Raw genomic sequence first — 24873 nt, forward strand, 5'->3', positions numbered from 1 at the left:
CGCGAACGATCAGGCGTGCGTGCGCGGAGCGGTCGTGCGCACGCACGCATCGCGCTACGACCGGTCGCGGTTGCGCGCGCGCGTCGCGCCGGTGATCACGGCGATGCCGAACAGGATGACGGCGACGATCTCGATGATGTGCTGTGACACATGCAGCGTCATCAATCCCCATGCGACGCCGCCGATGAAAATGATCCATCCGACCAGGTAGATAAGCAGAGTCATCGTTTTTCTCCTTGCGGTTCGGGTTCATCGTGTTCGGCGGCGGCCGCTGCGGCGCTGTCGTCGGCCGTCGCCGGCGCGTGTGCATGCAGGCCGAGGCGCTCCATCAGCCGCTGCGCGTCGAACGGTGCGTGCGTTTTCGCATCGTTGTCGAAATAGCAGTACACGTCGCGCGTCTGCGCGCGCGGCGGTTGCAGTTCCGGCGCGGCGAGCCGTGCGTCGGCAGGCTGCGTGCCGCGGCTCCATGCATCGATTCGGTTCGCCCAGCGGTCGAGCGCGGGATCCGAGTATTCGCCCGAATATTTCGTTTCGGTGCCGTGTAGGCGCATATAGACGAAATCCGCGCTCAGATCCTCGAACTGCGGCCATGGCTCGGTCGAATCCGACACGACGAGTGCGACCTTGTGGCGGCGCAGCAGCTTCACGAACGCCGGATCCATGAAGCTCTCGTGGCGCACCTCGATTGCGTGACGCAGGCGGCGCTTGCGGTCGATCGTGAGGTAGGGCGTCTTCACGCGCGCGTCATGCCGTTCGGCGAACGCGAGCGCCGCTTCGGTATCGTGCGGCAGCAGTGTCAGGAAGCGCTCGATGTGCTCCGCGTCGAAGCGCAGGGAGGGCGGGAACTGCCACAGGATCGGGCCGAGTTTGTCCTTCAGCGCGAGCACGCCCTGTGCGAAGAAGTTGGCGGCGCCGACCGTCGCCGCTTCGTCGCGAAAGCGCAGGAGATGCGTCAGGTAGCGGGCGCCTTTTACGCTGAACGTGAATCCCGGCGGTGTCTGTGCGTACCAGTGCTGCCAGCTGTCCAGCGATTGCAGGCTGTAATGCGTTCCGTTGATTTCGATCGTCTGCATCAGGCTCGACGCGTAGCGCAGCTCCGCTGCCTGCTTCAGTCCTTGCGGGTAGAACGTGCCGCGCCATCCCGCGTAGCGCCAGCCTGAAATGCCGATCCGGATCACGCCTGATGTCTTTTTCACGTCGATGTTCGAATGTCGATGGGGTCTCGATCGGGATTCGGTGAGCAAGAGGCGTTCCTGGAGCGTCACGCGAGGCGGGCACCGAGTGCGCTTGCATTAGGTCGCGCGTCGCGATGCGGGCTTCGAGCGCCCACACGGCACAGGGCTCGTGGCCGGTGCTTACGTAGCCCACGCGACGAGCCGGCGAAGTTGCCGCGTCGTCAGTTCCAGCCATTCGGCGCGCGGCCAGACTTCAGGTCCAAATTCCCCATGTTCGATGGCGCCAGCGCTGTTCGATGCATCGCCGGCCGATCTGACTGGCAACCGGCAGCTTGCCGAGGTCCAGCTGCGACATTTCAATTTAGCCGCACACCGTTCCCGCTGATAATTAACCTTATGTCAAATCAAAGAAGCTAACGAAAGACTGGTAATGCTGTCAGGTTGAAAGTAACTATTTGTAAACACAATTACAAATCCTTTCATAGTTTCGCTCCCTGCAATTGCCATGAATGTCGCCGCGCCTCGTCACGGCACGCTCTCCGATTTTCTCGCGCTAACCGACGGCCTGTCCATCGCCCGCACGGCCGAAATCCTACGCTGCTGTACCCGTACCATTCGCAACTATCTCGCCGGCCGTTCGCCGATCCCGTGGCACCGAATCGAGCTCCTACGCCTACGTGCGCGCGAAGCTTGCGCCGCGTCCGGCGTGTCGGCGCCGGTGGCCGGCAACACCGCGTCCACCGGCGAGCCGACCGCGGCCGTGACCGTCGTCGCGAATATTGAGCCGGACCCGGCATCGCCAGACGTGTCGCCGGATGAAATGCTGGCATGGGTCGGCGTTCATGCGTCCCACTACCTGTCAAGCCAACGTAGCTTCGCGCACTACGTTCGGGGCTGGAACGTCGCCGACAAGATTCGACGGGCGAAGCGCGACGGATCGTTTGCTGCCGTGCTCGCGAAGTGGCGCACCTTAGCGCTGGAGCTCCCACGTATGTGGCGCAACGGTCCGCTATGGGCGGCTATCGGACCGCCCGCGTATCTGCGCAAAGAAAGCGGGCCGTAACGTTGTGCTACGCTCACGCTTTCATTTCCACAACACGAAAAAGGACCAGAAATGAAGGGTTCCGGGGTACGCCGCGCTCGCGGCGTGATTTTCGTCGCCTGCTTCTCTGCGCTCGTCGCACAAACCGCTTCGGCGGATTCGCGTCCGGGCGTTCACCAGATCAAGGACGGACCGTGGCTCGGATGCGATACCGAGGATCGATTCGGCAAGATCATGTCGTACTCTATCTCGGGCGACACCGCTGCGTTCAAGAAAGCCGCTGTCGCGGCGATCAACGCCGGCAGTTGCACCCTCTTCCGTACCGGCCAAACCGTCCACCTATCCGACGTGAAAATCCTCGGCGGCACGGTCAAAATCCGACGCGACGGCGAGACCGAGGAATATTGGACGGCCCGCGAAGCGGTCAAGTAGTCTGTCCCCGAAAGCCCGCACCAGCGGGCTTTTTCGTACCACCGGATCGCCATCCGCCGGCGACAGTTGACACGACCCTGCCGCATCCGAATACTGTATATCCGTACAGTATCGATGATCTACCGTGAAACGCGACGACGAGGATGTGTGGGAGTTTTTCAACGAGCGAGCGGCGATCATGGAGTTCGACGCCGGCAGGCGACGCTACGATGCCGAGTATTACGCGATCGCGCGCACCCGCCTGTACTTCGATCCACGCGGAATCGGAATGCCGGCGACCAGTTGTTTTTCCCCCTTTTGGAACACGGAGTTCGGTTGGAACGATGACGCAGGGAAACCGGTCGTGTTTCCGAGTTCCGCGACGCTGGCGCATATGGCAGTCAGCGCATACAACGAAGCGCGAGCCGCCGGCCGCGAATACTCCGTACTTCCAACGAACACGCGATCAGGCCGGCATACTACCGGCCACTTTTTCTGAAGTGCGACCGGTGTCGGTCCGTCGTCGGATCATCGCGTACTTCCAGTTCGAGCGCTGACGTGAAGCCGCCGTCAGCGATCGTATGCGTGACCTGCTTCACGAGCCACGGCGTTTCGTCGATTTCCGGTTTGAAACCCGCCACGGTCACAGGCATTTCCGGAAACAGCTCGGCGCGGCCAATCGCGAGCTCGTACGACATGGTCGCCTGACTGCGCTTCACGCGCGCGAGTTCTGCCTGTGCGGCCGCTCGCGCTTCGGCTTCGGTCGCGTAGTCCTCGGGCAGCACCTTCACGTTCTTGTTGTTTTCGCCACCTACGACGACCGACTTGCGCTTGCCCTTCGTGTTCGAATGGTAGTGCGCGCGCACGGCCTGATAACTCTCGCGCTCGGCGACGTGGTAGCGATGGCGGTCGCCGCTCGCGCGCGTGAGATTCAGCACCGTGAGCGCTTTACCGCTGACCGTCTTGCCCGAGCCGATCGGCATGAACAGCAAATTCATATCCTTGACGTTCATCACGGCGTCGTATCGCTTCGCAAGCCGCGTGAGAAACGACATATCGCTTTCGTGCGTCTGGTCGATGTGCGCGATCAGAATCTTTCCGATGACCGCCTCGACCTTGGCTTTCAGCGAATGCCGGCTCGCGATCGCATTGACGATATCGGCGATCGTCACACCGTGCCAGCTCTTTTCGCGGCGCTCGTGCATGGCGTTGGTCATCGACGCCGACTTCGCCCGAATTGTCAGAATGTCGGGTGTTCCGCTGTGTTCGATTTCGTCGACCGTGAAGGTGCCCTTATCGGTCAGCGGCTGACCTCGCCAGCCGATCGACAGTCTGACATCGTCGCCACGCTTCGGTATCGCGAACGTACCCTTCGAATCGTCCAGCACGATATCCAGCATGTCCGGCTGTTCCGAACGCGATTCGGTAAGCGTCAGACTGACAAGGTTCGGAGCGAACATGCGCGAGATATCGCGGCCCTTCAGCACGATACGGTAATCGGCCTGCGGCTGCCGGCGGGCCGCCGGCGACGACTGTTCGCTCATGCCGCACCTGACGCCTTGTCGAGAACAAACGCGACGACGCTGCTGATCGCATCGCCATTGCCGGCCGAAACCTGCTTCGCGGCCTTTACGGCTGCGTCGAGGTCCATGCCGCTCGCGGACGACAAGCCCTTGAGCGCGGCGGTAGCGGCTTGCGGCGCCATGCTCGCAGCAAAACCGATCGCCGCGGACTTCAGCGAATTAACCGACAGGTTCTTCACGTTATCGACGACGGTGGTCGCCACCTTCCCGACTTCCCGCAGGTTGCTCATCAGCTCCTTTGCCGCGCTCTCGCTCTCGCTTCCATCGCCCTGCGTCGACGCGAGTGTTTCGTCGGCGACGCGCTTCAACGTCAGATTGAACTCGATTTTTCGCGCGATCCCTTCGGGCGTGTGATAGCTGGCCGTTTCATTCAGGCTCTCGATAACGTATGCGCCGTACACCCGGCCCGCGCCGTCGACCAGCACATACGCATCGCCTTCGTCCGCCATCTTCGCCAGATCGTCAAGCGACGCGGCCGTACCGATGCCGTTGTCGGGCGCGACCATGCCGTTGAGCGTGATCGTATCGTCGCCAATGCCCGTGTACTGACTCGCATCGCGCGCGCCGACGCGTGAGCTCGTGCGGTGTTTCCAGTTGCGCTGCCGCTGCAATTCCTTGTATGGGGCCGACTGCAGGCTGAAAACGAAACTGTCGAGTGACATCATCATGCGCGTTACTCCATTGCTGCTCAGTCTGACAGGCGTGCGCCGATGCGCGCCTGCTTCGAACGCTCGCGCCGATCGAGCTCTGCGCGCACCGCCTGCGCGATGGCTGCCGGGTCTGCGCCCGCAGCGGGGTAGATATTGATCACGATCGATGCAAACCCACCGGCAGATTGGTTTGCGGGCGCCGGCGCCGTTGTAGCCGCAAGCGGCGGGCGATTGTCGATCGGCAACGTCGGCCGAACATACAACGGGGTCGCGGCCGCTCCCTGACCACCGAACGCCGTTACCGCGACCGTCGCGAGCCCTACCGCGGCTTTTGCGATGCGGCCCTGCTCCGCTTCCATGCCGAGCGCTGCGCCTTGGCTAATGAAGCCGCCCAGCTCGCCAAATACGCGGCTCGGGCTGTGGATGCCAAGCTTTTCTTTGAACCAGCCAACGGTGGAACTGGCGACGTTCACAATCGCGTCGCGAACGCCGCCGAGCCCGCTGGTGATGCCGTTCACGAGGCCCGAAACGATGTTCGCTCCGAACTCCGAAAATTTCGCCGGAATGTCGATGCCGAACCACGACAGGACGCCCGCCAATGCCTGATAGAACAGACCGAGCGGCGACCAATTGACGATCAACGCGGCGACCGAACCGATGCCGCCGGCGAACGCGCCGCGCACCTGATCCCACAGACCGCCGAAGAAGCCCTTGATCGGCTCCCAATACTGATAGATCAGGTAAGCCCCGACGGCGATAGCCGTGATTGCGAGCCCGATCGGATTCATCAGCATCGCGCGGCCGACGAACATGATCGCGGAGCCGAGCATGCGGAACGCGCTCGCGCCGAGCCCGAGCACGCGCGCGAGAATGCTGCCTTGCATGCCGAGCGTCGTCATGCTGAAGCGCAGCACGGCGAGCGGCCCGAGCACACCGGCCAGCGCGATCGTCAACGTACCGCAAACCACGAGAATCGCAGCGAGCGCGGCGAGCGCCGTCAGGATGATCTTCGCGGCCGTGCTGTGCTTTTGCATCAGCGCGATCACCTTCGACGTCGCGGCCGCTGTCGCCTGCAATCCCGCGTTGTAGATCGGCGAGACCTTCTCGCCGATGGCCAGCTTCAGATCGTGCAGTTTCGCCAGAGCCTCAATCTCCCTGCCCTGCGTCATCTGCTGGCCCTTCCGGTTCCCCTCTTCGATACCATCCGCGCCGGCGTTCAATCTCTCGTTCTTATGGATTTGCTCGCGCTGCATGTACATCGTCGAGAACAGATTGGCAGCGGTCCGATTCGTGAAGATCGTCGAGATCATGTCTTTGACCTTGTCCGGGTCGGTGATCCCCTTCGCAGCCATCTTCGGCAACAGCACCTTTTCGAGCCATTCGAGCGGCGACGCCTTCAGCATGTCGCCACCCTTCAGCGCGCCCGGCTTGATCTGCTTGATCATGCCGATTTTGTTGTACTCGACCTTTTTCGGATCGAGCAGCCCGAGCGCCATCATCTGCTTGGCGGCTCGTACAGTCGTCTTGCCTTGGTACACGTTGCTGTACGCAGACATGAGGCCCGTGCCGACTGCGTGACCGCCCATCTCCTGAATGAGCGGCTCCATCTGGTAGTAGAAGGCATCCTTGCGTAGCTGCTTCGCAGCGACACCGCCGGTCTGGATGAAGTTTCGCCACTCGTCGCCGCCGACACGGCCGCCGGTCGCCGTGAGCACTTTTTGCACCATGTTCGCTTCGTCTTTGAACGTCGCTTCGTCTTTCGTGCCGCCGCGCAGCTCAATGACCTTCAACATGTTCATGAACTTCTCTTCGTTCGCGTGCGCATCCTCCGCACCGAACATCGCCTCATTGGCGAACTTCATTTTCGCGAGTGTCGGCATCACCATCTGCGCGTGGTGCTCGTCTGCGAAAATCGTGAGCGCGTCGCGCATCATCGTCAGGTTGTCGGTGGTCGACACGCCGTAGACGTTCATCGCGCGCGCGTACTTCTTCGCGTCCTCGCTTGCGTGATCGCCGAGGCCGAGCGCGCGGATCCGCATTTCTTCCGATTCGGCCTTTTTGGACTCGTCGATCGTCTCGCGCAGGTCGCCGAACAGGTGCATGCCGGTTGCCTTCGCCGCGTAACCGGTCATCGCCATGTTGGCGCCGACCCCCTGAATCCGCTCCATACTCTTGCGCGCAGTTGCGACGCGTCGCTCACGTTCATTGAACGCGTCGAGGCGGCGCATCTGGTCGTTCATCGTCGAGTTCGTCGCTGCGATGTTCGCGCGTAACTCGCGCTCGTGCTGCGACAGATTGCGCGTGTCGATGCCAGCGCCGGCGAGGCGCGTGCGCAGCTCCTGCAACGTGTTGGACTGCTGCTTCTGTTCCGCGCGCAGCTGCGATGCCACCTGCCGTGCTTTCGCGAGCTCGGCGATCATCTGTTGCGACGGCGGCCCGAAGGTACGCAGCGATCCCGCCAATTCCTTCACTCGTGCACGGGCGGCGTCGAGCTGCGTCGTCGTCGACGCCAGCCCGCCGTGCAGTTCGCGAAATGACGCGATCGCCTTCTGCGTCTTGCCCATTTCGGCCAGCTCGCGCCGCGTTTCCTTCAGCGAACTGGCAAGCCCCTTGCTCCCGGCCAGCGCGTTTTTCAGGGGCTTTGTCATGTTGTCGATCATGTCGAACACGACGCGAAGTTTCAGGGCGTTGTCCATCGTCACTTGCTTTCGTAGCGGACGCGCGCGCGCTCGCGCCAGTCCATCAGTTCGGCGAGGCTGAACGCGTCCATCGTCGACGGCGGCCAGCCGAACACCGTCGCGATATCGGCCATCGGGTCTTCTACGCGGTCAGGGATTCCATTTTCTGCTTGACCGCCTTCGTCATCAAAAAACCCGAGAAGATGCCCCCCAGTTGCACCAGATCAGCCGGATCGAGATTGAAGACGTCACGGTCGGTCAGCGTCGGAGTGCTGATGCGCGGGAGCACCTTCGACAGTGCCGCCACGTCGAGATTGACCAGATCGGACAGTGACACACCGCGGAGTTCGCCGGCGTTCGGCTTGCGCAGCGTCACCGACGTGATCGTCTGCGAGCCGCGAACGATCGGCGTATCGAGCTCGTAGGTGTTCGGATCCGGCGCATTCGTGGAATTGCGCTCGTCGGTCTCCGTCATTTCGACGTCGATGATGGTTGCTTCGTTCTGTTTCGTGTTCGATTTCATGGTGCGATTCCTGATGGTGGGTTGGATCGCCGTCGGCGCCGCCGAGCCGGCGAACTCGAGTTGCTTCTGATCAGAGACCGATCGCGGCGCGTAGCGCGGCGAGTAGGTCGTTTCCGTTGATCTTCTCGATCATGTTCACGAAGTCGATTTCGATAATGTCTTCGCCGTTCACGCTCACCTTGTAGTAGCTCGCGACGGTCGTCACCTTGAACGCGGTATCCTCCTTTGCCTTCGCGGTGCCGGGGTCGATTTCCATGTGCCGACCCTTGACGACGATTTCGACCGCGTCATACGAGGCAGAATCTTCGGCCTGGTAGCCGCCCGCGAAACGCAGCAGCACGCCGTCGTGTTGCGTGATGCCGTATTGCTGCAACACGCTTTTGAGGAAGCCGCCGGCCGTCCACTCCATCTGGATACCTTCGTTGCCGAAGTCGACCTTGATCGGGCCGCTCATGCCGCCGCCCTGCCAATCCTCCATCTTTCGCGTGAGCTTCGGAAGGGTCACTTCCGCGATCTTTCCGACGAAGTTTTCGCCGTTGTGGAACAGGTTGAATCCCTTGAGTTTGCTCGGCAATGCCATTTTCGTATGCTCCTGTGTGTCCGGTTACGCCCGACGATCAGGCGTTGACCTTCGCCGCGAAATCGGCGAGGTAACGGTCGGTGATGCGCTGGCGCAGCGTGAGGTTTTCGAGCGGCGGGACGGGCGTGTAGTCGTAATCGATGTACGCCTGCCCGGACTTGAGCACGTCGGTCGTGTTCGGCTCCGGATCGAACCATGCGCCCCCGCCAATCAGGTAGCCGAGCGATACCCACTGGCGGAATTTCCCGTTGATGCTCTCGATAATGTCGCGCGGCAACGACGGATTGAGCGGCCCGTCGACATTGACCATCTGCGCGAGCGCGATCGAATCGCCGACCACCTGCGCGGTGCGCGTGTAGTTCTCGAACGCGAACAGCGGATCGTCGGAGCACGTGCGCGAACCCCAGAAGCGATAGCCGTCTTGATTGATGAGCGTCGTCACGTCCTGTTCGTTCAGATAGCCCGCATCCGTCGACGGATCCTGCAAATCCCACGACACGTCGGCGCTGATGCCGGTGACACCGTTCACGGCGACGTTCGACAGCGTCTTGTGCCAGCCGATATCGTTGTCGATCTTCGCGCGCATGCCCATCGCGTAGGCGACGGCGGGCATTTCGACGGTCGCATTGGCCGTGTCGTCCCATGCAAGAAAATTCGGCCACAAAATCATGAGCTCGCGTGCCGCGAACTGGCGGCGGTACGCGGCCGCCTCTTCCTTCGTTTTCGCGCCAGCAGCGTACGCATACGCGAAACCCTTCAGCGATTTGGCCGTAGTCACCAGCGCGTTCGCGACAGGTTGCGTGTCGAGGAACGGTGCGCCGACGATGCGGGGCTTCACGCCGAGCTTGGCTTGCGCCGTCAGCAACGCTTTCAAGCCGGTGTACTTGCCTTCCGCCGTGACCGTGCCGATGACATTCGACGTGGTCTCCGCTTCGTCGGCGCCTTCGGCCACGCGTACGATGACGCTCATCGGTTTGGTCTGCGCACCGATGGCGGTCAGTGCCTTGCGAAGCGTGCCTTTCTTTCCTGCCTTGCCAATCGCCGCGATGACGTTCGTGATGAGGACCGGCGTATCGAGCGGAAACGCCTCTGCGTCGGCGTCGTCGGCCGTGCAAACGAGACCGATGATCGCCGTCGAGATGGAGCGGATCGGCCGCGAACCCTGATTGATCTCGACGAGCGAAACGCCGTGGTGATAGCTATCCAGCGCCATGTGACAGACTCCAAAGTTAATAACGAGAATGACCCGATCAGGCGATCGGAGTCAGGAAATCCGGCGCCGCCGGTAGCGCAACATCAGGCCACCGATCAGCGTTGGCAATATCTCGCAACGCCTGACGGTACTTGACCAGCGCCTCAAATTGACTTGCCGTCAACGTAGTCCCGTCACCGATCAGTTTCTCGTCCTGATGCCGCGAGACGAGCCAGTCAGTCGCTTTCAATGCCGCGTCGCGCTGCGCGCGCTTGAGATCGGCTACCTGCGCGCGGGTTAGCGGCAACGGATCGCCAGCTACGGCGTTGCCGCTCTCGTCGACGACGAGTCGTTTACCGCGGGACTGCGCCGCTAGCAGTGTCGTCCACACCTCCTCCGATATGCGAACCACCTTAGCGCCGCTCGGAGGTGGGCTATCCACGCTGTCGTAGAAGGCTGTGATCACTCTCGCTTCGTCATATGCCGCGTACTTTTGACCCACGTTAATACCCCCAAGATATCCACGAGCCCGCAATTGGCCCGCTCTCCCAATTGTTGACAAATCCCAGTGTCGAGCGCGTTCGATTGCCACCCGTCCATCGGTATTGAGTGCCGTTTGCGTTTACGTCGTCCGCGAAGCCCGCGACGCCGAGATTGGCCGACGGATACGTGAGCGGCAACGTGATCGTTTGAAGCGATGAGGGCGCAACAATGACGTATCCCCATTGCAATATCAATCCGCTTGGCAGCATCTGATACCCGTTCTGCGCGTTCGACCATGCAAAAGCGTTCATACGCGCGAGCGATAGCTTCGAGCAGCCGGAGCTCATCGTCCACGAGCCTGCGTACACGGTCAGTGTCACGATATCGCCTGGCGCCAGAGGCATGGTTTGTGCGAATGCCGTCGTGACAATGATGTTTTGGTTTGGCTGCGCAGAAATTGTGTGGCTCGCCCCATTCGCCGACGGATTGAGGTTATAAAACGCGATCGAAGCGCCATCAGGCAACGCCGCAGTTGACGGCAGAAAAATCGTGCGCGAAGTATCTCCCTGAACAGGCAGCAGCTTTCCAACACAGGACGCCGGCAAGTTGACGTCGGCGGCCATACCGACACAACGCGTGTCGGTCCCCGCCATGCTTCCAAGCTCGCGCCGCAGAGACTCCATCGTCGCAATCCGCTTTGACGCATCGAACTGATCCGGCGTCGGCGCTTTCGGCATTCCCGTGAACAAGGGTGAGTCCAGAGCAGCTTTCAGCGCGAGCTGATTCGTCATCGTCGTCGCGAAGTTCGGATCGTTGCCGAGCGCCGCCGCAAGTTCATTAAGCGTGTCCAGTGCGCCCGGCGCGGATGCGACTAGCGCCTCGATGGCGGCTTTCATCTGCACGAGCGTCGCGTATTGAGGATGCGGATTGTCCGCTTCAACGTGCGCTTCCTGCTGATCCTTGAGATACCGCGTACGATTTCCGAGCTGCCGCGCCTGAACGTTGTCGATACCGTCGGGGCCGCCCTCCACGGGGTCGGACGTTTCCAGCTGGTAAATTCCCTCTTCCCATTTCGGAACTTCTACAAGGTCCGCCATTAGGTCGTACTCCCTCTGTTGTACTGGCCGTTGCGCAATGCAACGCCGTTATGTCGAATCGGCGCGGCGCGGTAATCGAGCGCCGCGAGCATTGATCGTTGCGGCGCGTATCGCTCCAACACTGCTTTCAGGTTGTCGGCCTGATCACGCGTGATCGCGCGGGACAGCTTCACGATGTATTGCGCCCATGCGGTCGGATGGCCGTGCAGGTAATCGCCGTTTCGCGTAGCTGTGCCATCGCGCCGGCGAATGCCGCGCCCCTCGACCAACGCCACTTCGCCGAAGCCGAGCCGCCGAATCACTTCACGAATCGCCCACGGTGTGCCGCGCTTCTGATGCAGGGCGATCGCAGACTTGATGAGCGCGCGACGTGCGTCGTCCGACTCGGCCAGTTCCCATCCGTCCACCGAGACTTCGGCTGCCAGATAAGGCAGCAGCGCTGCCGGGCATTTGTCCGGGTTCCAGTAGTCGCGAATCGGTATCGGCAACGTATCGACGGCGGCCAGAGCGGTCGCGGTGCGCACTTCCAGCGGCGTCGCATTCGGCGGCAGCAGCTTATTCATAGATGCCGCCATACTCGACGACCACTTCGACGCAATACGACGCCTGCGTGCGTCCAATTGCGATATCTCCGACTGGCTCGATCAGTTCGGTTTTCGATAGCCCGGCGGCCTGACATACGCCCTTGATCGCAGATTCGGCGACGCCGACACCGATCCGATGCACCTTGTCGGCATAGGCTTGCGCGTTCTTTCGCGCTTGTTCAATCAGCACGTCAGCGCCGACGGCCGTTCGCGTGTATCCCTTCGCATGAATGCGATACGGGACAATTTCCGCCGATTCAACGAAGACGGTATCGTTCAATGGCCGCTGATCTTCGGCGCTAAGTGCAGCCGCTACTGCGTCGCATAGCTGGCGCGACGCGGTGCCGTCGCCTTCACTCGACAGCAGCGTCACGAGTATGTCGCCCGGTCGCGGTCGCGACGATTGCGCATCGATGATTCGACCGTCGACCGCGCGGGCTTTCGTGACGTACGCCGCGGCCGGCCCGGCGACGCTGAACCCCTGCGGTGCGAGCTGAATCCGTTCCCGCAGGCTGTCGTCGCTCTCCAGCACCGCCTCGATGTTGTTCGCGGGATCCGCGGGCGTCACGGTGAGGCGCTTCAGGGAGAAGAGCGCCGCACGCTGTTCCAGATCGTTCCCCTTCGCGAACGCGAGCATCACGGCGCGCACCGCGTCGTTAACGCGCTGACGCCATACCAACTCGCGATAGCTGTTCTCCTGCAACAGACGCGCGAGCGGTTCGGATTCGAGTTCGAGCGTGGCCGCGATTTCGGCCCGTTCATCTTCCGGCCAGAGCGAAACCATTGCGGCCTTGCGTGCCGCGTAAATCGTCTCGAAATCGAGCACTTCCAGCGCATCCGGCAGGGGCAGACTGGACAGGTCGATGAGCGCTGTCGTCGTCATGCGATGCTCCCTGCGATCAACGGGATGCGCGTTCGCACGGCATCTCCCGATACCGTCGTATAGCCTTCGATATCCACGAACTTCTTGCCCGCGAATGCGTCGCCTACGGAATCGTCAGCGACCGTGATCTGTACGCGCGTGAGCACCAAACGCGGCTCCCATCGCATCAGCGCAGTGGCGATCGCCGCATAAAGGCGCGTGCGCTCGCCACCGTTGTTGGGCGCGTCGACTTGTTCGAACGTATCCGAGCCAAACGTGCGGCGTTTGACACACGACGCGAGCGGCGTCGAAATGATTTTTCCGACAGACTGATACAGGTGATCGAGGTCGACGATCGCGCGACCGGTCGTTGCATTCATCCCTTTCATTTCGGTTCGCTCACGTCGTTGCCGTCGCCCTGCTCGCGGTGTGTGTGATGCGGCACGCTGATGCCCTTCGACTTCACTTCGCCCGAGAAATCAGCCGAGCCGTCGATCTGCATCGTCGGGCCGCCGGCGCCGCCACGCCCGGCCATACCCGACTGGAACTCGAGCGGGCCTTGTACCGTCATCGTGCGCGTGACGATCACGTCGGCGTCGATCGTGAATTTTTCGGCCTTGAGTAGCGCGTCCTTGGTGTTGACGTTGATGGCGCCCGGCGCCGTCACGTTGATCGTCGCGCCGGCCGGCAGGTCGGCAGTCAGGACGTGCGAAGCGTGGTCGTATGCGATGGATGCGCCGTCGCGATACATGCGCACGTGTTTGTCCGGGCTATGGTCCGGGGCGGGAAACGCGCCCGAGTAGAAGCCGCAAAGCGCGACTCCCTGCGCAGGGTCGCCCATCGGGCAAAGCAGCATGACCTGCTCGCCCTTCGTCGGCGGCCGCCAGTCGCGCGTGTCGCCGGCCGCAATCGAGAACCACGGAATCCAGTTCGTCTGGAGCGATCCGCTTTCGTCGTCGGGGTCGCCGACGGACACGCGGCAAAGCGCCGCGCCGTGATCCACGTCGAGGATTGAGCCCTTGCGGACAGCGTTACGTGCCTGCCGCTGAATTTCGTTAGCGTCCATGCCGCCCATGTTGCCGGCCGCACGCGCGCGAGGCGAGCGCCGAACCGTGTGGCGGTCGCGGGTACAAAAATGCCCCGTCAGGCGGGGCTATTTCGTGATGTGCTTGAGCAACATGTCGCGAATCATCTCGCGTTCGTCGGCGGTTAGACCGAGCAACATGCGAACGGGATATTTGTACTCCGGGCCACCGGGCGCGACGCGGCTGCGCTCGCCGTATTGGTGCACGCGCGCGAGCCGTGCAACGCGACCATCAAAGCCGATCGCGAGGCCGCTCGCGTCGGATTCGACCTTCAGGTATCGTCCGGTTCGCATCTTGACGAACATCGCCTCACGCTTGATCCGGCCGCGCTTGTCGCGCTGCTTGCCGTCTGGCTTGGCGCGCGCTTTGCGCGGATCGTACGCCGATCCGTCTGGATTCCTCTGTCCCGCGATTCGCTGCTGCTGACTGCGGCGTAACGTACGGGCGATGTCCCGCATCGCCGCAACGCGCCCGGCCGGTTCGAGCCGCAGTAGCAGACCGGTCAGAAACGACTCGACCGTGCTCAGTTCGTCGGCCACGGCTGACCCGTCCACGTGATCGTCATGTCGCGCAGTTGCGAATCGTCGACGTGCTCGACCGTTCGCGTTCCGTCGTCGGCAACCTTCACGACGACGCTTTCGGTAAGGCGGAGCTTGATCGACACGTCAAACGTCGCGTTGTCGAGAATATCGATCTCGTATGTCATCCCCTGCTCGCGCTCGTCCGGGTTCAGCACAAGATCGGGCTGATTCGTCCGGACCCATTCGAGAATCGCGATAAAGAGCGTGTCGGGATCGTCGGAAAAATCTTCCAGCAAGACGTGGCACACATAGCGATATTCGAACGATAGACCCTTCGCCCCGGTCGAGGCGATCGAGCCGTGATCGATGAACACCGTCAACTTTTCCGGGCTGACCTGAAGAGACGGGATCGCCGCCGCGATAGCGGCGCGAAGGCTGGCAGGCTTATTCATGCTTCGTCCGTCCGAGTTCCGCGTCGATCTTAGCCTGCGCCTTCGTCTGGCAATCGACGATCATGTCGACCTTGGCCGCGCACATGCCCCACGCCCCCTTCGCGGTATCGAACGCGTCTTGCAGTTCGCCGTTAGTGCGCGGCGCCATCGCCGGTAGCGTGCAGCGAGTGATCGGCTGGCATTGCAGCACTGAAATCGTCGGCGCCGGTGTAAGCGGGGCTTGCTGACAGGCGCACAACGTCATCAGGCAAAGGGGTATCAGCCCACGAGCGGACAGTCGAGTTTTCATGGATCACCTTCCGGATTTCCTGACGTGCTGCGGCGAGCTTCATCGCTACCTTATCGGCCGACACGTCGAGCTGCTGTTGCTGTTTCGTCTTGTCGCTCGCGTTCTGGCGCAGCTCGCCAATCGCGGTGTCGCGCCCTGCGATCACCTGACCGGTACACGCCAGCTTTGAGCGCGAGTCGGCCAGTTCGGCACGCAGCGAGCGAATGTACAGCGCGCCAGATAAGAGCAGCGCGAGCGCCACGGCGCCGGCAATCAGTTTTGTGGCGATTGCGTTCATGCCGCCGCCTTTTCCGTACCCGCATACCGCTCATACGCGCGCGAGAGCTTCACGTCGTAGAGGTTGCGAGCGTAGTTCGGGCCGTTATAGCCGCGTGCAAACGTCGGCCATTTCCGCCCCTTTAGCGCGGCGACGAGCGCCGGATCGGCCGCGACATAGCGCACGAACGCGTCGAGCTGGTCGCCTTCTCCGTTCTCCATCCGAGCGACAAAGTCGTCGACGCTGGAATATCCCAAGCGTTGCCAGTGGTAGCCCATGACCTGAAACGCGCCCCAGCTCGCCGATTCATACGCCGCGCCGGCGTCGATCAGTTCGGCGGCCGCGAGGCGGGTATACTCTGCCGCCCCGCCCTGATAGCCGCCGGGCGCCTGCGAGCAGATATTCGGGTACTTCGCTGCGATGGGGGCTGGATCGATGCCGCGCGCTTCCAGACGCTTCCAGAAAATGTGGCGCTCGAAAAGAATCTTCGGCCGACCATCGGCCAAGAACCCCATGCCCGTCGACTCGACTTCGTTCACCGCGCGCACACATGCAACCGGTGCGCCGAGCGTTTCGGCGGCCTGCACGATATCGGCGTCCGCAAGATGCTTCGGGTCGCGCCGGCCGGTCGCGATCGCGGCCAGCGTTTTCGGCCCCGCAACCCCGTCTTCGACGAGACCCGTTTTCCGCTGAACGGCGCGTACCGCCGCTTCGGTCGCTTCGTCGTAGAGGTGCGTCACGTCGACCGGAAACCCCGCGCGCGTGAGCCTGCGCTGAAGCAGGCCGACGTCGTCGCCGTGATCGCCGAGGCGATGCGTCTTCATGGTTGTTCCCTCCGCAAAAGCCGCGCGACGTTCCCGCGCGCCGCGAACACAAACAGGGCGATCAGCGCGGCCGTCGCCGCATCGAAGAAGTCGACTTGCGCGGCGTGCAGTGCGATATCGATCGACGCCCCGCCCGAAACAACGACGATCGCCCAGGCGACCCATGACACGTGGTAGCGATGGCGCGCGCCATTGCGCCGATACATGAGCACGCGCACGAGCGCGGCAAGGTGCGCCGCAAGTGCGAACACTGCGAACGAAATGTGCATGGCGCTCACTCCCCCTTCTTCAGGAACGCGAGCAGATCGACGGATTTCAGGCGCTCGATCAGCTGCAGCGTCACCGTGATAACGAGCGCGGCCGCGAAGAATCCGGCCACGCCGGTCGAATGGATCGGCGTTGCGTTGACGATCTCCGGCGCAGCGATGTAGCCCATGACGAGCGAGATCAGCATGTACGCAACGCGCGTCAGCACCCCGATTTCCTTCGACGTGACGACGACGAGCGCCGCGCCGGTGAATGCGCCGATCAGCGCGTTCCCGTCGATGCCCGGCGCAAGGCCGGCGATGCCGATTGCGGCCGACAGCGCAGCGGCGGTAGTGGTGTTCGGTTCGGCCATTTCGCCAGCTCTCCCAAGGTCAATCAAACAGTTGCACGAGCGGAGCCGTGCTCGAGACAGATTCGATATCGGGCAGATAGACGACGGTTCCCATCGGAATCACGACGCCCAAGTCCGCGAGACCTGCATTCGCTTCGAGCACGGCTTCGACAGTTCCATCGGTGCGCCCGTAGTAGCGCCAGCACAATGAGTCGACCGTGTCGCCCTGCCGCGCCGTGACTTTCACCGCAGCACCTTTCCGGCTGCATCTGCACGAGCGACGACAGCCGGGCGTAGGCGACGCGCCCGGCGCCGAAATGCGTCGCTCCGGATGACGAGTTCCGCGCTATGCATGTCGCCATGCCTGAAGGCACCGATCTCGCGCCAGAACAAGATCGCGACTCGGCGCTCGACACGGAACCACGCGGCGCCGAGCGGCGGGCTATGGCGATCGCTCGGCGCAGGAATGAGCCGAATTCGATACGGCGCCAGCTGCGTTTCAGGCACGAAGCGCAGCAACAGTGCGCGCGCCGCGTCGTTGATGCGAGCGCGGATGGTCAGCTCTGCACGGTAGTAACCGGTTTCGGACTTGTTCATCAGATCAACGCGATGGTGCTGCGCGGAATGCCGCGAATGTCGTTCATCGCCCATCGCGCGTTTCGCCGCGACTGGCAAATGGTCTCGTCGAGCGCTTCGGCCTTCTGGCCGCCCGACTTCGTCGAGTCGTACCCGCGATACTGCTCAGTGATATCCGCGTGCGTCAGGCTGTAGACGGCACGCTCGTATCGGGAAACATGGATGCTGACGCCGTCGACCCGCTGCGCAGGCACCGACGCCAGATCGGCGTGACCGGCTGCCACCTGCGCGGCCCGCCACTGCGCAAGGTCGGCGTTCACGGTGGCAATCGCGTCGAGTACGGCCCGGTGTAGTCGCTCGGGCGTCACGGTGCCGTCGAGCTTCGTCGACGCACGCAGATCGTCGACGTCGATGTCGGGAAACCAGCCATCGTTGACGATCTTCACACCGGCGCTCGGCGCGCCCGGCGGGTTGGTTTGTGCAGTCGCGATGAAGCTACTCATTGCCATTGCTCGATAGTAGGAGGCGGTGGGCCGGCGTTCGTGTCCCGTTGCCGTCAGGTATAGGGAGCAGGAACGCCGGCGCCGCCTTGCCGGTGGGGCTCTTTACTTGCGGCGGGCCGCTCGGCGACCCTCCGCATCGCTCAACAGCGCTTGCAGTCGAGCGATGTTCTGTTTCACGCCGGCGCGGTCGTCGAGCGACAGCGCCGTTTTGAAGTTCTGTACTGCCTGACTCGCTCGCGCCCAATCGGTCGGGCCATCGAGCCGTTCGTCGCGGATGCAGTTCATCGCCGCGACGCCGATCGCCTTGTGCAGCTTCGCACGAATCTGGTCGTGCATGTCCGCATCAGCCGTCAGCTCGGCTACTTCGACGAGCTGTTCGGGATCGAACGATTCGCCGTTCTTCGCCGCGGCCAGCGCTGCCGTCGCGAATTCTTCCGCGAGTGCCGCGGCGGTCGACCGCTCGTACTGATCCGGCAGCGTGAGGCCGTAGCGCAACGCGTAGCGTGCAATGTCCAGCGCACCCGCGTAGTCGCCGGCGTCGACGCGCCAGATCATGATCGTCATCAGCACATCGTCCTGACCGCCCCGCCCGCCGGCGAGTGCGCCCGACACATAGCCGTCGTACTCCGGCAGCACTTCGCGTTTCACTTCGACCTTTCTGGCGACGGACTGGATCGCCTTCAGTCGGCGCTTGTCGGTCGCGAGCTTGGCGAGCATCAGCTCGTATTGGCTCGCGCCGGCGAGCGATTCGCCGGGCGCCACGGAGGCGGCTGCCTGCGCTGCGCGGATACGCGCTTGGTGTCTGCGTGCGGGGCTCGTCATGGTCAGGCCGCCGGCTCGATTTCGATGTTTTCCACGATCGCGCCGCAACCGTAGTCCTCGACGACGTACGCCTCGTTGCTCGATTCGTAGTTCTCGATCTGGTCGCGCTTCGGGTTGTCGATGATCGAGCGACGTCGGCCGCCGTTCTGGTAGTAGATCGACAGGTTGTCCAGACGCGTAACCATCAGCGTATTGGCCGGGAAGAAAGGCGCGCTGATCGCCTGCTTTCCGCCGACACGCTTCGCGCTGATCACGAGATCGAGTGCGGCCTGTTCCGTCGCGACGTTCGCACCATTCACGAGCGGGAAATACTTGTCGTGCAGCAGGCCGCTACCCATCACGACCACCACCGACGGATCGTCGCGATACCACTCGTCGAGCAGTTGCAGCGCATCGATCACGAGCGCGTCGAGATTCTTGTAGTCGGCGCCGACGACGTTGCCGACCTTGACCTTCTTCGAACCCTCGACTGCTTCCTGCATGACGCGGTCGACCGCGTTCAAGCGGTACTTCTGCAACCACCCGACGTTGACGTCCTGCAGCAGCGGATTTGCGGCGCGATCCGACGTCGGTGCCCGCGACGTGCCGTTGAAGCCGACGCAGATTCGATCGAGCGCCGTACGCTGCACGATCGCGTCGCGGATCAGCGTTTGGAATTCCGGCAGGTGCGCCCATGCGTCGAGGCGCGAGTAGCGAAGCGCCGTGTCGAAATTGGTCTGCGTGCACATGTAGCCGTTGCCGTCGAGGCTGGCGGGATCGATGGGCGTGCGGTCCTGCTTGCTCGTGTCGGTCGTGCTCGCGATGGGCTGACCGATACCGAGGCCGATTTTCTCGCCGCTCTGTGCGTCGACGCCGATCATGTTGATACGTTGCAGGAATGCGCTCGACTGCTGAATGCGCTTTTCCAGCTTCTGTTGTACGGCCGGGGCAACCGTGAATTTGGTGCTCGCGTCGGGAACACCGTTGAGGTTGGCGATCTCGCGCACGTAAGCGTTGAACGCGGCACGGGTTTCGTTACGCATGAATGATTCTCCGCATCATTGAGGGGTGAAGCCGTTCGAGGCCGGTCGCCGACGATCAACAGTCGGTCTTGTGCTCTGCGCCACCGCCGGTCGCGAGCGGCCGTTGCGTGCCGCCGGGCTGCGTCGACAGCGTCGCGTTCAGCGCGGCGAGCTGCCGAGCCGTTTCGGCGTGCGCCGCCTTTTCGGACGCGAGCTCGGCATCGAGCGTCGAGACCCGACCAGCCAGCTCGTCGACGCGCGTCGACTGATCCTTCGAGAACGTCGCCAGCGCTTCGATGGCCTGCGTCACGTCGGCGAAGCGCTTGTCGTCGCTCGCGCCTTTTTCTTTCACGAGGCCGAGAATCTCCCCGACGCGCTTGAACAGGGCCACGCCACCGCCTGCCGGCTGCGCGGCTTCGAATTCGATCACCGCCTCTTCGGCCGCCGAGAAGAGGTTGTCGGGATGCTGCTTGCGGCCGTTGAACGGGTTGTTTGCGCCTTGGCTCGCCGCGAACGTGAGGATGTCGGTGCCGAGGCTCGCCGGACTGTCGGTGACGGCCAGCCCGACCAGATACGCCTGTTTCGTGTCGGCGAACGAGAAATTGATCTCGATCGAGGTGTAGACCTTCTGCTTCGCGTTGACCAGATCGATCAGCGCTTGCGTCGGTTTCAGTTGTGCGTACAGCGCGTACTTCCCCTTCAGCGGACCGTCGGTGATCTGCTCGGCCTTCAGCGCCGTCACGTCGCCATACGCGCCGAACGGCTGATTCGCCGACATGGGCGCGTAGCCGCGAATGTGTTCGCAGTTCACGCGTGCGCCGTACAGGGCCGGGTCGTACTGCGCGGCCATCTGGAGAATCCACTCGCGCTCGATGTTGCGGCCGTCGGTCGTTGCCCCTTCGACTGCGACGCGGAACCATTTCGTCGTCGCGTGCTTCGCATCGACGTTCGCCACCTGACCGATACCGAACGCAGCCGCACCAGCGGCACCGATGCCGCCGAGCACATCGCCATGTTGGAGGCTCGCGGCGATCGCCGTCGTTGCTGCATGCGCGTCGATCGCAAAGAGCGAAGCCATCGAACCGACGGCGATCGCGATAAGCGACAACTTTCGTTTGAACATCGTTTGTACTCCGGCAGGTGATGGGTTGAGCGATTTGCGTGATGCTCATGTTCGCGGTTTGCCGGCCGCCGCTCAACGATTCGGGTTTGTCGCCCCCCTGTATACAAACGCACGCCATGCGCGCGCGCGCGACCGACGGTTACGCTTTCGGCATGCTCAATACCGCCGATAATCCAACCATCGAAATTGATCCGCGCAAGGCCGCGCGCGCTCTGTTCTTTCAGGGCTGGCGCGTGTCGTCGATCGCGCGTCACATGGGAATCAAGCGCGCGACCGTTGAGGCATGGAAGCAGCGCGACGGGTGGCAGAAGGTTCATCCGCTCGACACAGTCGAATCGACGATCGAAATGCGCATGAACGCGCTTGTCGCGAAGGATAAAAAGGACGGCAGCGATTACAAGGAAATCGACCTGCTCGGCCGTCAGCTCGAACGAATCGCGCGGATCCGTCGTTACGGCGAAACGGGTAAGGAAAGCGACCTGAACCCGAACATCGCGGCGCGCAACGAAGCACCGAAACGTAAGCCGTCGAAGAACGATTTCAGCGACGAGCAGCGCGACCGGTTGCTAGAAGCGTTCCGCGATTCGCTGTTCGATTACCAGAAGGTCTGGTTTCGAAACGGCCATCAGCGCACGCGAAACATCCTGAAATCGCGTCAGATCGGCGCGACGTGGTATTTCGCGCGGGAAGCGTTGGCCGACGCCATCGATACCGGCCGCAATCAGATTTTTCTGTCTGCCAGCCGCGCGCAGGCGCACGTGTTCCGCCAGTACATCACGCAATTCGCGCGCGAGGCGGCCGACGTCGAGCTGACCGGCGATCCGATCATCTTGCCGAACGAGGCTACGCTGTACTTTCTCGGCACGAACGCGCGCACGGCGCAGAGCTATCACGGCAACTTCTACTTCGACGAGTATTTCTGGGTTCCGCGTTTCAAGGAACTGAACAAGGTCGCGTCAGGCATGGCGATGCACAAGCACTGGCGCAAGACCTACTTTTCGACGCCGTCTAGCATCGGGCACGAGGCTTACCCGTTCTGGAGCGGCGCGCACATCAACCGGGGTCGCGCCAAAGCCGATCACGTTCACTTCGACGTCACGCACAAGGCGTTATCGAGTGGACGACTCTGCGAGGATCGGCAGTGGCGTCAGATCGTCACCGTCGAGGATGCCGCGCGCGCAGGCTGCACGCTGTTCGATCTTGACGAGCTCCGACTCGAGTACAGCGCCGAGGAATACGCGAACCTGTTGATGTGTCAGTTCATCGACGACACGGCGTCGATTTTCACGCTCGCGAACCTGCAACGCTGCATGGTCGATTCATGGGAATTGTGGGACGACTTCAAACCGCTCACGTCCCCTTCGCGGCCGTTCGGCTATCAGCCTGTCTGGATTGGTTACGACCCGGCGCTTTCTGGCGACAGTGCCGGTTGCGTCGTCGTTGCCCCGCCGGCGGTCGACGGCGGTCCGTTCCGAGTGCTGGAAAAGCATCAGTGGCGCGGCATGGATTTCGAAGCGCAAGCCGCAAGCATCAAGAAAATCACGGACCGCTATCGCGTCGATTACATGGCGATCGACACGACGGGCATCGGACAGGGCGTGTATCAGCTCGTGAAGCAGTTCTATCCGCGTGCGGTGGCGTTCAACTATTCGCCCGAGGTGAAGGGACGCCTCGTGCTGAAAGGGCTATCCGTCGTCGGTAACGCGCGGCTTCAATTCGACGCCGGATGGACCGACATGGCCGCCGCGTTCATGGCGATCAAAAAGACCGTAACGCCGAGCGGACGAAACGTTACCTACGAGGCGTCGCGAAGCGAGCAAACGGGTCATGCTGACCTTGCATGGGCCGTCCTGCATGCGATTTCGAATGAGCCGCTGGAAGGCACCGCGGCACGCAAAAAAGGGAAGGTGGAGATTTACTCATGAAGAAACGAACGACGCGCGTTCAGCACGCGAGCAACGCAGTCAGCGCGACCGACGCAGCACGGCCGGCGCACCCGACCGCGTTCACGTTCGGCGAAGCGACGCCGATTTTGAACCGCGCGGAATTGCTCGACTATGCCGAGCTCGTAACCATCAACGGATGGTACGAGCCGCCGGTCAGCTTCGCCGGTCTATCGAAAATCTTCCGCTCCGGCACGCACCACGCATCCGCGATCTATTTCAAACGTAACGTGCTCGCATCGACGTTCATCCCGCACCCGTTGATGAGCCGCGAATCGTTTCGGCGCTGGGCACTCGATTTCATGATCTTCGGCAACGGCTACCAGTGTCCGGTGCGAAACCGGCTCGGCGGCATCATGCGATACGAGCCGCCGCCCGCGAAATACATGCGGCGCCGCACCGACCTGCAAACCTACGTGCAGACGAACGGCTGGCAGGCCGTACATGAGTTTGAAGCAGGGTCGGTGCACCACCTGATCGAATCCGACGTGAATCAGGAAGTCTACGGCCTGCCGGAATATCTCGGCTCGCTTCACGCGGCTATGCTGAACGAGTCGTCCACGCTGTTCCGCCGGCGCTACTACGAGAACGGCAGTCACGCCGGCTTCATCCTGTACCTCACCGACGACAAGGCGGGACAGGACGATATCGACGCGCTGCGTGACGCACTGAAAAGTGCGAAGGGGCCGGGCAATTTCCGCAACCTGTTCTACTACGCGCCGGGCGGAAACAAGGACGGGATTCAGCTGATTCCCGTGTCGGAAGTCGCCGCGAAAGACGAGTTCTTCAACATCAAGAACATCACGCGCGACGACTTGCTCGCCGCGCATCGAGTACCGCCGCAACTGCTCGGCATCGTGCCGAGCAACACGGGGGGCTTCGGCGCAGCCGATACAGCGGCCCGCGTGTTCGGCCGCAACGAGATTGCCCCGCTACAGGCGCAGTTCATGGCGTTCAACGAATGGGCCGGAGACGAGATCGTGCGATTCGAGCCGTACACGGTCGACGCGCCGGCACCGCCGGCCGTGTAATCGGTGCAGCGCCGGCCATCTGGTCGGCGCCCACCGGCGCGCCTCACGCGTGCGTTGGCGTTGGCGGCGCAATGGTCAGGTGCAGTCCAAGCGCGCTGACTACTTTCATGATGGTTGCGAATTCCGCGTTCCCCCCTTCCGACAAAGCGCGATAGAGCGCTTCACGCTTCACACCCGAATCACGCGCGAGCGCAGACATGCCGCGCGCTTTCGCAACGTTTCCGAGTGCAGCTTGGATCAGGCGCGAATCTCCATCTTCAAACGCTTGCGCCAAGTAGTGGCGAATCGCGTCCTCATCCTTCAGGTACTTCGAGCCGTCGAATTCGCTCAGTTCGCTGATTTTCATCATCAATCCTCCAGTTCGCCAGCTATTTGCTTTGCCAGCTTGATGTCCTTTTTCTGCGTCGCCTTGTCGCCACCGCACAACACGATGACGAGGATTTTTCCGCGCCGCACGAAATAGGCTCGATAGCCTGGCCCCACGTCGATTTTCATCTCGCACACGCCATCCCCGACAGCCCGCCAGTGACCGAGGTTGCCGAGTTTCGCCCGCTCGATGCGCAGGCTGATTGCCGCGCTGCCGACCGGGTCACGAAGCCCGTCGAGCCAGTCATCAAATTGCGGCGTGGTCAAAACTTTGTACATGACGGCCATTGTAACCCATGGGGGACAACATGGCTACGGATTTGTTGCGTCGCGGTCAGGGCGCGACGGCCGTGCGCCGCACGTGTCCGCCCCGGTTCGCGCGGTGAAGCTGCGCGCCGAAATCCGGGCGCTGGGGCCGTCGGCGTTGAAGGGGTCGCGTTACCCCTGCCGCAGGCGCACGCGGGCCGCTACGGGGTCGTAATCCATCGAGTGCGGCCTTCGGATGGCGGGCGGCTGCCGCGCGCGCCCAAGCCCGTACCCCGAAAATCGCAGTCCCCCTCCCCGCCCGCCCTCTTCGCTAAAGGGGCCGGTTTTGATGCACCGGCCACGATCCCCGTAAACGC

Annotated in this window: 36 protein-coding genes and 1 pseudogene; 7 read left to right on the plus strand and 30 right to left on the minus strand. The window is 62.5% G+C overall.

Annotated features, from left to right (window positions below):
• Positions 1-54: 54 nt before the first annotated feature.
• Together ACSHSS_RS05630 and ACSHSS_RS05635 are read right to left on the minus strand one after the other, a co-directional pair.
• The gene (locus tag ACSHSS_RS05630; protein ID WP_006397039.1) at positions 55-225 is read right to left on the minus strand and encodes a hypothetical protein; all 171 of its coding nucleotides are present in this window, start codon (positions 223-225) and stop codon (positions 55-57) included.
• Entirely contained in the window at positions 222-1196 is a 975-nt protein-coding gene (locus ACSHSS_RS05635) for a DUF72 domain-containing protein (protein WP_261534841.1), read from the minus strand. The genes ACSHSS_RS05630 and ACSHSS_RS05635 overlap by 4 nt, the downstream gene beginning before the upstream one ends.
• 484 nt (positions 1197-1680) lie before the next feature.
• On the opposite strand from ACSHSS_RS05635, the gene ACSHSS_RS05640 reads away from it, so the two are divergent.
• The 3 genes from ACSHSS_RS05640 to ACSHSS_RS05650 all read left to right on the plus strand — a co-directional run bounded on the left by ACSHSS_RS05640 (position 1681) and on the right by ACSHSS_RS05650 (position 3127).
• Positions 1681-2238 carry an IS21 family transposase gene (locus tag ACSHSS_RS05640; protein WP_105807039.1) on the plus strand — a complete coding sequence of 186 codons (558 nt, stop codon included), beginning with the start codon at positions 1681-1683 and terminating at the stop codon, positions 2236-2238.
• Positions 2239-2289: 51 nt separating this feature from the next.
• Positions 2290-2649 carry a hypothetical protein gene (locus ACSHSS_RS05645; RefSeq protein ID WP_060182862.1) on the plus strand — a complete coding sequence of 120 codons (360 nt, stop codon included), beginning with the start codon at positions 2290-2292 and terminating at the stop codon, positions 2647-2649.
• A 124-nt stretch (positions 2650-2773) separates the two neighbouring features.
• A complete protein-coding gene (locus tag ACSHSS_RS05650) occupies positions 2774-3127 on the plus strand; it encodes a hypothetical protein (RefSeq protein ID WP_164675974.1) in 354 nt (117 codons plus the stop codon).
• On the opposite strand, the gene ACSHSS_RS05655 is transcribed toward ACSHSS_RS05650, so the two are convergent.
• The 3 genes and pseudogenes from ACSHSS_RS05655 to ACSHSS_RS05665 all read right to left on the minus strand — a co-directional run bounded on the left by ACSHSS_RS05655 (position 3108) and on the right by ACSHSS_RS05665 (position 6834).
• On the minus strand, positions 3108-4172 hold the full coding sequence (locus tag ACSHSS_RS05655) for a phage late control D family protein (RefSeq protein ID WP_200021685.1): 1065 nt from the start codon (positions 4170-4172) through the stop codon (positions 3108-3110). The genes ACSHSS_RS05650 and ACSHSS_RS05655 overlap by 20 nt on opposite strands.
• A 320-nt stretch (positions 4173-4492) precedes the next feature.
• A pseudogene (locus ACSHSS_RS05660) lies at positions 4493-4879 on the minus strand (phage tail protein); the annotation flags it as partial.
• A 20-nt stretch (positions 4880-4899) separates the two neighbouring features.
• Positions 4900-6834: a hypothetical protein gene (locus ACSHSS_RS05665; protein WP_445544676.1), complete on the minus strand. Its 1935-nt coding sequence runs from the start codon at positions 6832-6834 to the stop codon at positions 4900-4902.
• A 33-nt stretch (positions 6835-6867) separates the two neighbouring features.
• On the opposite strand from ACSHSS_RS05665, the gene ACSHSS_RS05670 reads away from it, so the two are divergent.
• Positions 6868-7134 (plus strand): hypothetical protein, encoded by a 267-nt coding sequence (locus tag ACSHSS_RS05670; RefSeq protein ID WP_445544677.1) that lies wholly within the window; start codon positions 6868-6870, stop codon positions 7132-7134.
• A 9-nt stretch (positions 7135-7143) separates the two neighbouring features.
• Positions 7144-7398 (plus strand): hypothetical protein, encoded by a 255-nt coding sequence (locus ACSHSS_RS05675; protein ID WP_244136216.1) that lies wholly within the window; start codon positions 7144-7146, stop codon positions 7396-7398.
• 161 nt (positions 7399-7559) lie between these two features.
• On the opposite strand, the gene ACSHSS_RS05680 is transcribed toward ACSHSS_RS05675, so the two are convergent.
• The 23 genes from ACSHSS_RS05680 to ACSHSS_RS05790 all read right to left on the minus strand — a co-directional run bounded on the left by ACSHSS_RS05680 (position 7560) and on the right by ACSHSS_RS05790 (position 20910).
• Complete coding sequence (locus ACSHSS_RS05680; RefSeq protein WP_006413677.1) at positions 7560-7673, minus strand: GpE family phage tail protein; 114 nt, start codon at positions 7671-7673, stop codon at positions 7560-7562.
• Positions 7674-7681: 8 nt separating this feature from the next.
• Entirely contained in the window at positions 7682-8014 is a 333-nt protein-coding gene (locus ACSHSS_RS05685) for a phage tail assembly protein (protein WP_175666802.1), read from the minus strand.
• Between the two features lie 118 nt (positions 8015-8132).
• Positions 8133-8642 carry a phage major tail tube protein gene (locus ACSHSS_RS05690; protein ID WP_006413685.1) on the minus strand — a complete coding sequence of 170 codons (510 nt, stop codon included), beginning with the start codon at positions 8640-8642 and terminating at the stop codon, positions 8133-8135.
• Positions 8643-8679: 37 nt separating this feature from the next.
• Positions 8680-9855 (minus strand): phage tail sheath protein, encoded by a 1176-nt coding sequence (locus tag ACSHSS_RS05695; protein ID WP_200021683.1) that lies wholly within the window; start codon positions 9853-9855, stop codon positions 8680-8682.
• Positions 9856-9892: 37 nt separating this feature from the next.
• A complete protein-coding gene (locus ACSHSS_RS05700) occupies positions 9893-10300 on the minus strand; it encodes a phage tail assembly chaperone (RefSeq protein WP_244104609.1) in 408 nt (135 codons plus the stop codon).
• A gap of 37 nt (positions 10301-10337) precedes the next feature.
• Complete coding sequence (locus ACSHSS_RS05705; protein WP_200021761.1) at positions 10338-11414, minus strand: gp53-like domain-containing protein; 1077 nt, start codon at positions 11412-11414, stop codon at positions 10338-10340.
• A complete protein-coding gene (locus tag ACSHSS_RS05710; protein ID WP_200021682.1) occupies positions 11414-11977 on the minus strand; it encodes a phage tail protein I in 564 nt (187 codons plus the stop codon). Before ACSHSS_RS05710 ends, ACSHSS_RS05705 begins: the two co-directional genes overlap by 1 nt.
• Entirely contained in the window at positions 11970-12881 is a 912-nt protein-coding gene (locus ACSHSS_RS05715) for a baseplate J/gp47 family protein (protein WP_060182848.1), read from the minus strand. Before ACSHSS_RS05715 ends, ACSHSS_RS05710 begins: the two co-directional genes overlap by 8 nt.
• Positions 12878-13249: a GPW/gp25 family protein gene (locus tag ACSHSS_RS05720; RefSeq protein WP_200021681.1), complete on the minus strand. Its 372-nt coding sequence runs from the start codon at positions 13247-13249 to the stop codon at positions 12878-12880. Before ACSHSS_RS05720 ends, ACSHSS_RS05715 begins: the two co-directional genes overlap by 4 nt.
• On the minus strand, positions 13246-13926 hold the full coding sequence (locus ACSHSS_RS05725) for a phage baseplate assembly protein V (RefSeq protein WP_043280819.1): 681 nt from the start codon (positions 13924-13926) through the stop codon (positions 13246-13248). Before ACSHSS_RS05725 ends, ACSHSS_RS05720 begins: the two co-directional genes overlap by 4 nt.
• Before the next feature lie 87 nt (positions 13927-14013).
• The gene (locus tag ACSHSS_RS05730; RefSeq protein ID WP_006413658.1) at positions 14014-14484 is read right to left on the minus strand and encodes a phage virion morphogenesis protein; all 471 of its coding nucleotides are present in this window, start codon (positions 14482-14484) and stop codon (positions 14014-14016) included.
• The gene (locus tag ACSHSS_RS05735) at positions 14469-14918 is read right to left on the minus strand and encodes a phage tail protein (protein ID WP_006413707.1); all 450 of its coding nucleotides are present in this window, start codon (positions 14916-14918) and stop codon (positions 14469-14471) included. Before ACSHSS_RS05735 ends, ACSHSS_RS05730 begins: the two co-directional genes overlap by 16 nt.
• Positions 14911-15162 carry an Rz1-like lysis system protein LysC gene (gene lysC, locus ACSHSS_RS05740; RefSeq protein ID WP_230955638.1) on the minus strand — a complete coding sequence of 84 codons (252 nt, stop codon included), beginning with the start codon at positions 15160-15162 and terminating at the stop codon, positions 14911-14913. The genes ACSHSS_RS05735 and lysC overlap by 8 nt, the downstream gene beginning before the upstream one ends.
• Positions 15050-15484, minus strand: coding sequence for an Rz-like lysis system protein LysB (gene lysB, locus ACSHSS_RS05745; RefSeq protein ID WP_200021680.1), 435 nt, complete (start codon positions 15482-15484; stop codon positions 15050-15052). Before lysB ends, lysC begins: the two co-directional genes overlap by 113 nt.
• Positions 15481-16287 (minus strand): N-acetylmuramidase domain-containing protein, encoded by an 807-nt coding sequence (locus tag ACSHSS_RS05750; protein WP_105771825.1) that lies wholly within the window; start codon positions 16285-16287, stop codon positions 15481-15483. The genes lysB and ACSHSS_RS05750 overlap by 4 nt, the downstream gene beginning before the upstream one ends.
• Positions 16284-16556, minus strand: coding sequence for a phage holin family protein (locus ACSHSS_RS05755; RefSeq protein ID WP_060182839.1), 273 nt, complete (start codon positions 16554-16556; stop codon positions 16284-16286). The genes ACSHSS_RS05750 and ACSHSS_RS05755 overlap by 4 nt, the downstream gene beginning before the upstream one ends.
• Positions 16557-16561: 5 nt before the next feature.
• Complete coding sequence (locus tag ACSHSS_RS05760) at positions 16562-16906, minus strand: putative holin (protein WP_006413704.1); 345 nt, start codon at positions 16904-16906, stop codon at positions 16562-16564.
• 19 nt (positions 16907-16925) lie between these two features.
• Complete coding sequence (locus ACSHSS_RS05765; protein ID WP_006413699.1) at positions 16926-17132, minus strand: tail protein X; 207 nt, start codon at positions 17130-17132, stop codon at positions 16926-16928.
• Entirely contained in the window at positions 17129-17482 is a 354-nt protein-coding gene (locus ACSHSS_RS05770; RefSeq protein ID WP_226111467.1) for a hypothetical protein, read from the minus strand. Before ACSHSS_RS05770 ends, ACSHSS_RS05765 begins: the two co-directional genes overlap by 4 nt.
• On the minus strand, positions 17482-17964 hold the full coding sequence (locus ACSHSS_RS05775) for a head completion/stabilization protein (protein WP_200021679.1): 483 nt from the start codon (positions 17962-17964) through the stop codon (positions 17482-17484). Before ACSHSS_RS05775 ends, ACSHSS_RS05770 begins: the two co-directional genes overlap by 1 nt.
• A gap of 102 nt (positions 17965-18066) precedes the next feature.
• Positions 18067-18792, minus strand: a complete 726-nt coding sequence (gene gpM / locus ACSHSS_RS05780) for a phage terminase small subunit (protein WP_200021753.1) — start codon at positions 18790-18792, stop codon at positions 18067-18069.
• Entirely contained in the window at positions 18789-19808 is a 1020-nt protein-coding gene (locus tag ACSHSS_RS05785; protein WP_200021678.1) for a phage major capsid protein, P2 family, read from the minus strand. The genes gpM and ACSHSS_RS05785 overlap by 4 nt, the downstream gene beginning before the upstream one ends.
• 55 nt (positions 19809-19863) lie before the next feature.
• A complete protein-coding gene (locus ACSHSS_RS05790) occupies positions 19864-20910 on the minus strand; it encodes a GPO family capsid scaffolding protein (RefSeq protein ID WP_006413711.1) in 1047 nt (348 codons plus the stop codon).
• A gap of 152 nt (positions 20911-21062) precedes the next feature.
• Between ACSHSS_RS05790 and ACSHSS_RS05795 the strand changes: the two genes are divergently transcribed.
• Both ACSHSS_RS05795 and ACSHSS_RS05800 read left to right on the plus strand, forming a co-directional pair.
• The gene (locus ACSHSS_RS05795; protein ID WP_105793678.1) at positions 21063-22835 is read left to right on the plus strand and encodes a terminase ATPase subunit family protein; all 1773 of its coding nucleotides are present in this window, start codon (positions 21063-21065) and stop codon (positions 22833-22835) included.
• Entirely contained in the window at positions 22832-23884 is a 1053-nt protein-coding gene (locus ACSHSS_RS05800; RefSeq protein ID WP_060182829.1) for a phage portal protein, read from the plus strand. Before ACSHSS_RS05795 ends, ACSHSS_RS05800 begins: the two co-directional genes overlap by 4 nt.
• A 43-nt stretch (positions 23885-23927) precedes the next feature.
• Here the strand turns inward: ACSHSS_RS05800 and ACSHSS_RS05805 are convergent, their stop codons facing one another.
• Together ACSHSS_RS05805 and ACSHSS_RS05810 are read right to left on the minus strand one after the other, a co-directional pair.
• Positions 23928-24230 (minus strand): addiction module antidote protein, encoded by a 303-nt coding sequence (locus tag ACSHSS_RS05805; RefSeq protein ID WP_060182828.1) that lies wholly within the window; start codon positions 24228-24230, stop codon positions 23928-23930.
• A 2-nt stretch (positions 24231-24232) separates the two neighbouring features.
• Complete coding sequence (locus tag ACSHSS_RS05810; protein ID WP_060182824.1) at positions 24233-24529, minus strand: type II toxin-antitoxin system RelE/ParE family toxin; 297 nt, start codon at positions 24527-24529, stop codon at positions 24233-24235.
• Positions 24530-24873 lie beyond the last annotated feature (344 nt).

The sequence above is a fragment of the Burkholderia sp. BC1 genome (assembly GCF_052683555.1).

What these genes read in the sequence shown, in the direction of transcription:
- ACSHSS_RS05735 (WP_006413707.1), bottom strand. Translation starts at nt 14,918, where the DNA reads ATGAATAAGCCTGCCAGCCTTCGCGCCGCTATCGCGGCGGCGATCCCG.
- ACSHSS_RS05715 (WP_060182848.1), bottom strand. Translation starts at nt 12,881, where the DNA reads ATGACGACGACAGCGCTCATCGACCTGTCCAGTCTGCCCCTGCCGGAT.
- ACSHSS_RS05785 (WP_200021678.1), bottom strand. Translation starts at nt 19,808, where the DNA reads ATGCGTAACGAAACCCGTGCCGCGTTCAACGCTTACGTGCGCGAGATC.
- ACSHSS_RS05640 (WP_105807039.1), top strand. Translation starts at nt 1,681, where the DNA reads ATGAATGTCGCCGCGCCTCGTCACGGCACGCTCTCCGATTTTCTCGCG.
- lysC (WP_230955638.1), bottom strand. Translation starts at nt 15,162, where the DNA reads ATGACGTTGTGCGCCTGTCAGCAAGCCCCGCTTACACCGGCGCCGACG.
- ACSHSS_RS05760 (WP_006413704.1), bottom strand. Translation starts at nt 16,906, where the DNA reads ATGGCCGAACCGAACACCACTACCGCCGCTGCGCTGTCGGCCGCAATC.
- ACSHSS_RS05680 (WP_006413677.1), bottom strand. Translation starts at nt 7,673, where the DNA reads ATGGCCGATATCGCGACGGTGTTCGGCTGGCCGCCGTCGACGATGGAC.
- ACSHSS_RS05645 (WP_060182862.1), top strand. Translation starts at nt 2,290, where the DNA reads ATGAAGGGTTCCGGGGTACGCCGCGCTCGCGGCGTGATTTTCGTCGCC.
- ACSHSS_RS05710 (WP_200021682.1), bottom strand. Translation starts at nt 11,977, where the DNA reads ATGAATAAGCTGCTGCCGCCGAATGCGACGCCGCTGGAAGTGCGCACC.
- ACSHSS_RS05630 (WP_006397039.1), bottom strand. Translation starts at nt 225, where the DNA reads ATGACTCTGCTTATCTACCTGGTCGGATGGATCATTTTCATCGGCGGC.
- ACSHSS_RS05725 (WP_043280819.1), bottom strand. Translation starts at nt 13,926, where the DNA reads ATGGACGCTAACGAAATTCAGCGGCAGGCACGTAACGCTGTCCGCAAG.
- ACSHSS_RS05750 (WP_105771825.1), bottom strand. Translation starts at nt 16,287, where the DNA reads ATGAAGACGCATCGCCTCGGCGATCACGGCGACGACGTCGGCCTGCTT.
- ACSHSS_RS05655 (WP_200021685.1), bottom strand. Translation starts at nt 4,172, where the DNA reads ATGAGCGAACAGTCGTCGCCGGCGGCCCGCCGGCAGCCGCAGGCCGAT.
- ACSHSS_RS05685 (WP_175666802.1), bottom strand. Translation starts at nt 8,014, where the DNA reads ATGACGGAGACCGACGAGCGCAATTCCACGAATGCGCCGGATCCGAAC.
- ACSHSS_RS05790 (WP_006413711.1), bottom strand. Translation starts at nt 20,910, where the DNA reads ATGTTCAAACGAAAGTTGTCGCTTATCGCGATCGCCGTCGGTTCGATG.
- ACSHSS_RS05695 (WP_200021683.1), bottom strand. Translation starts at nt 9,855, where the DNA reads ATGGCGCTGGATAGCTATCACCACGGCGTTTCGCTCGTCGAGATCAAT.
- ACSHSS_RS05705 (WP_200021761.1), bottom strand. Translation starts at nt 11,414, where the DNA reads ATGGCGGACCTTGTAGAAGTTCCGAAATGGGAAGAGGGAATTTACCAG.
- ACSHSS_RS05805 (WP_060182828.1), bottom strand. Translation starts at nt 24,230, where the DNA reads ATGAAAATCAGCGAACTGAGCGAATTCGACGGCTCGAAGTACCTGAAG.
- ACSHSS_RS05810 (WP_060182824.1), bottom strand. Translation starts at nt 24,529, where the DNA reads ATGTACAAAGTTTTGACCACGCCGCAATTTGATGACTGGCTCGACGGG.
- ACSHSS_RS05770 (WP_226111467.1), bottom strand. Translation starts at nt 17,482, where the DNA reads ATGAACAAGTCCGAAACCGGTTACTACCGTGCAGAGCTGACCATCCGC.
- ACSHSS_RS05775 (WP_200021679.1), bottom strand. Translation starts at nt 17,964, where the DNA reads ATGAGTAGCTTCATCGCGACTGCACAAACCAACCCGCCGGGCGCGCCG.
- ACSHSS_RS05755 (WP_060182839.1), bottom strand. Translation starts at nt 16,556, where the DNA reads ATGCACATTTCGTTCGCAGTGTTCGCACTTGCGGCGCACCTTGCCGCG.
- ACSHSS_RS05690 (WP_006413685.1), bottom strand. Translation starts at nt 8,642, where the DNA reads ATGGCATTGCCGAGCAAACTCAAGGGATTCAACCTGTTCCACAACGGC.
- ACSHSS_RS05665 (WP_445544676.1), bottom strand. Translation starts at nt 6,834, where the DNA reads ATGAACGTCTACGGCGTGTCGACCACCGACAACCTGACGATGATGCGC.
- ACSHSS_RS05800 (WP_060182829.1), top strand. Translation starts at nt 22,832, where the DNA reads ATGAAGAAACGAACGACGCGCGTTCAGCACGCGAGCAACGCAGTCAGC.
- ACSHSS_RS05795 (WP_105793678.1), top strand. Translation starts at nt 21,063, where the DNA reads ATGCTCAATACCGCCGATAATCCAACCATCGAAATTGATCCGCGCAAG.
- ACSHSS_RS05720 (WP_200021681.1), bottom strand. Translation starts at nt 13,249, where the DNA reads ATGAAAGGGATGAATGCAACGACCGGTCGCGCGATCGTCGACCTCGAT.
- lysB (WP_200021680.1), bottom strand. Translation starts at nt 15,484, where the DNA reads ATGAACGCAATCGCCACAAAACTGATTGCCGGCGCCGTGGCGCTCGCG.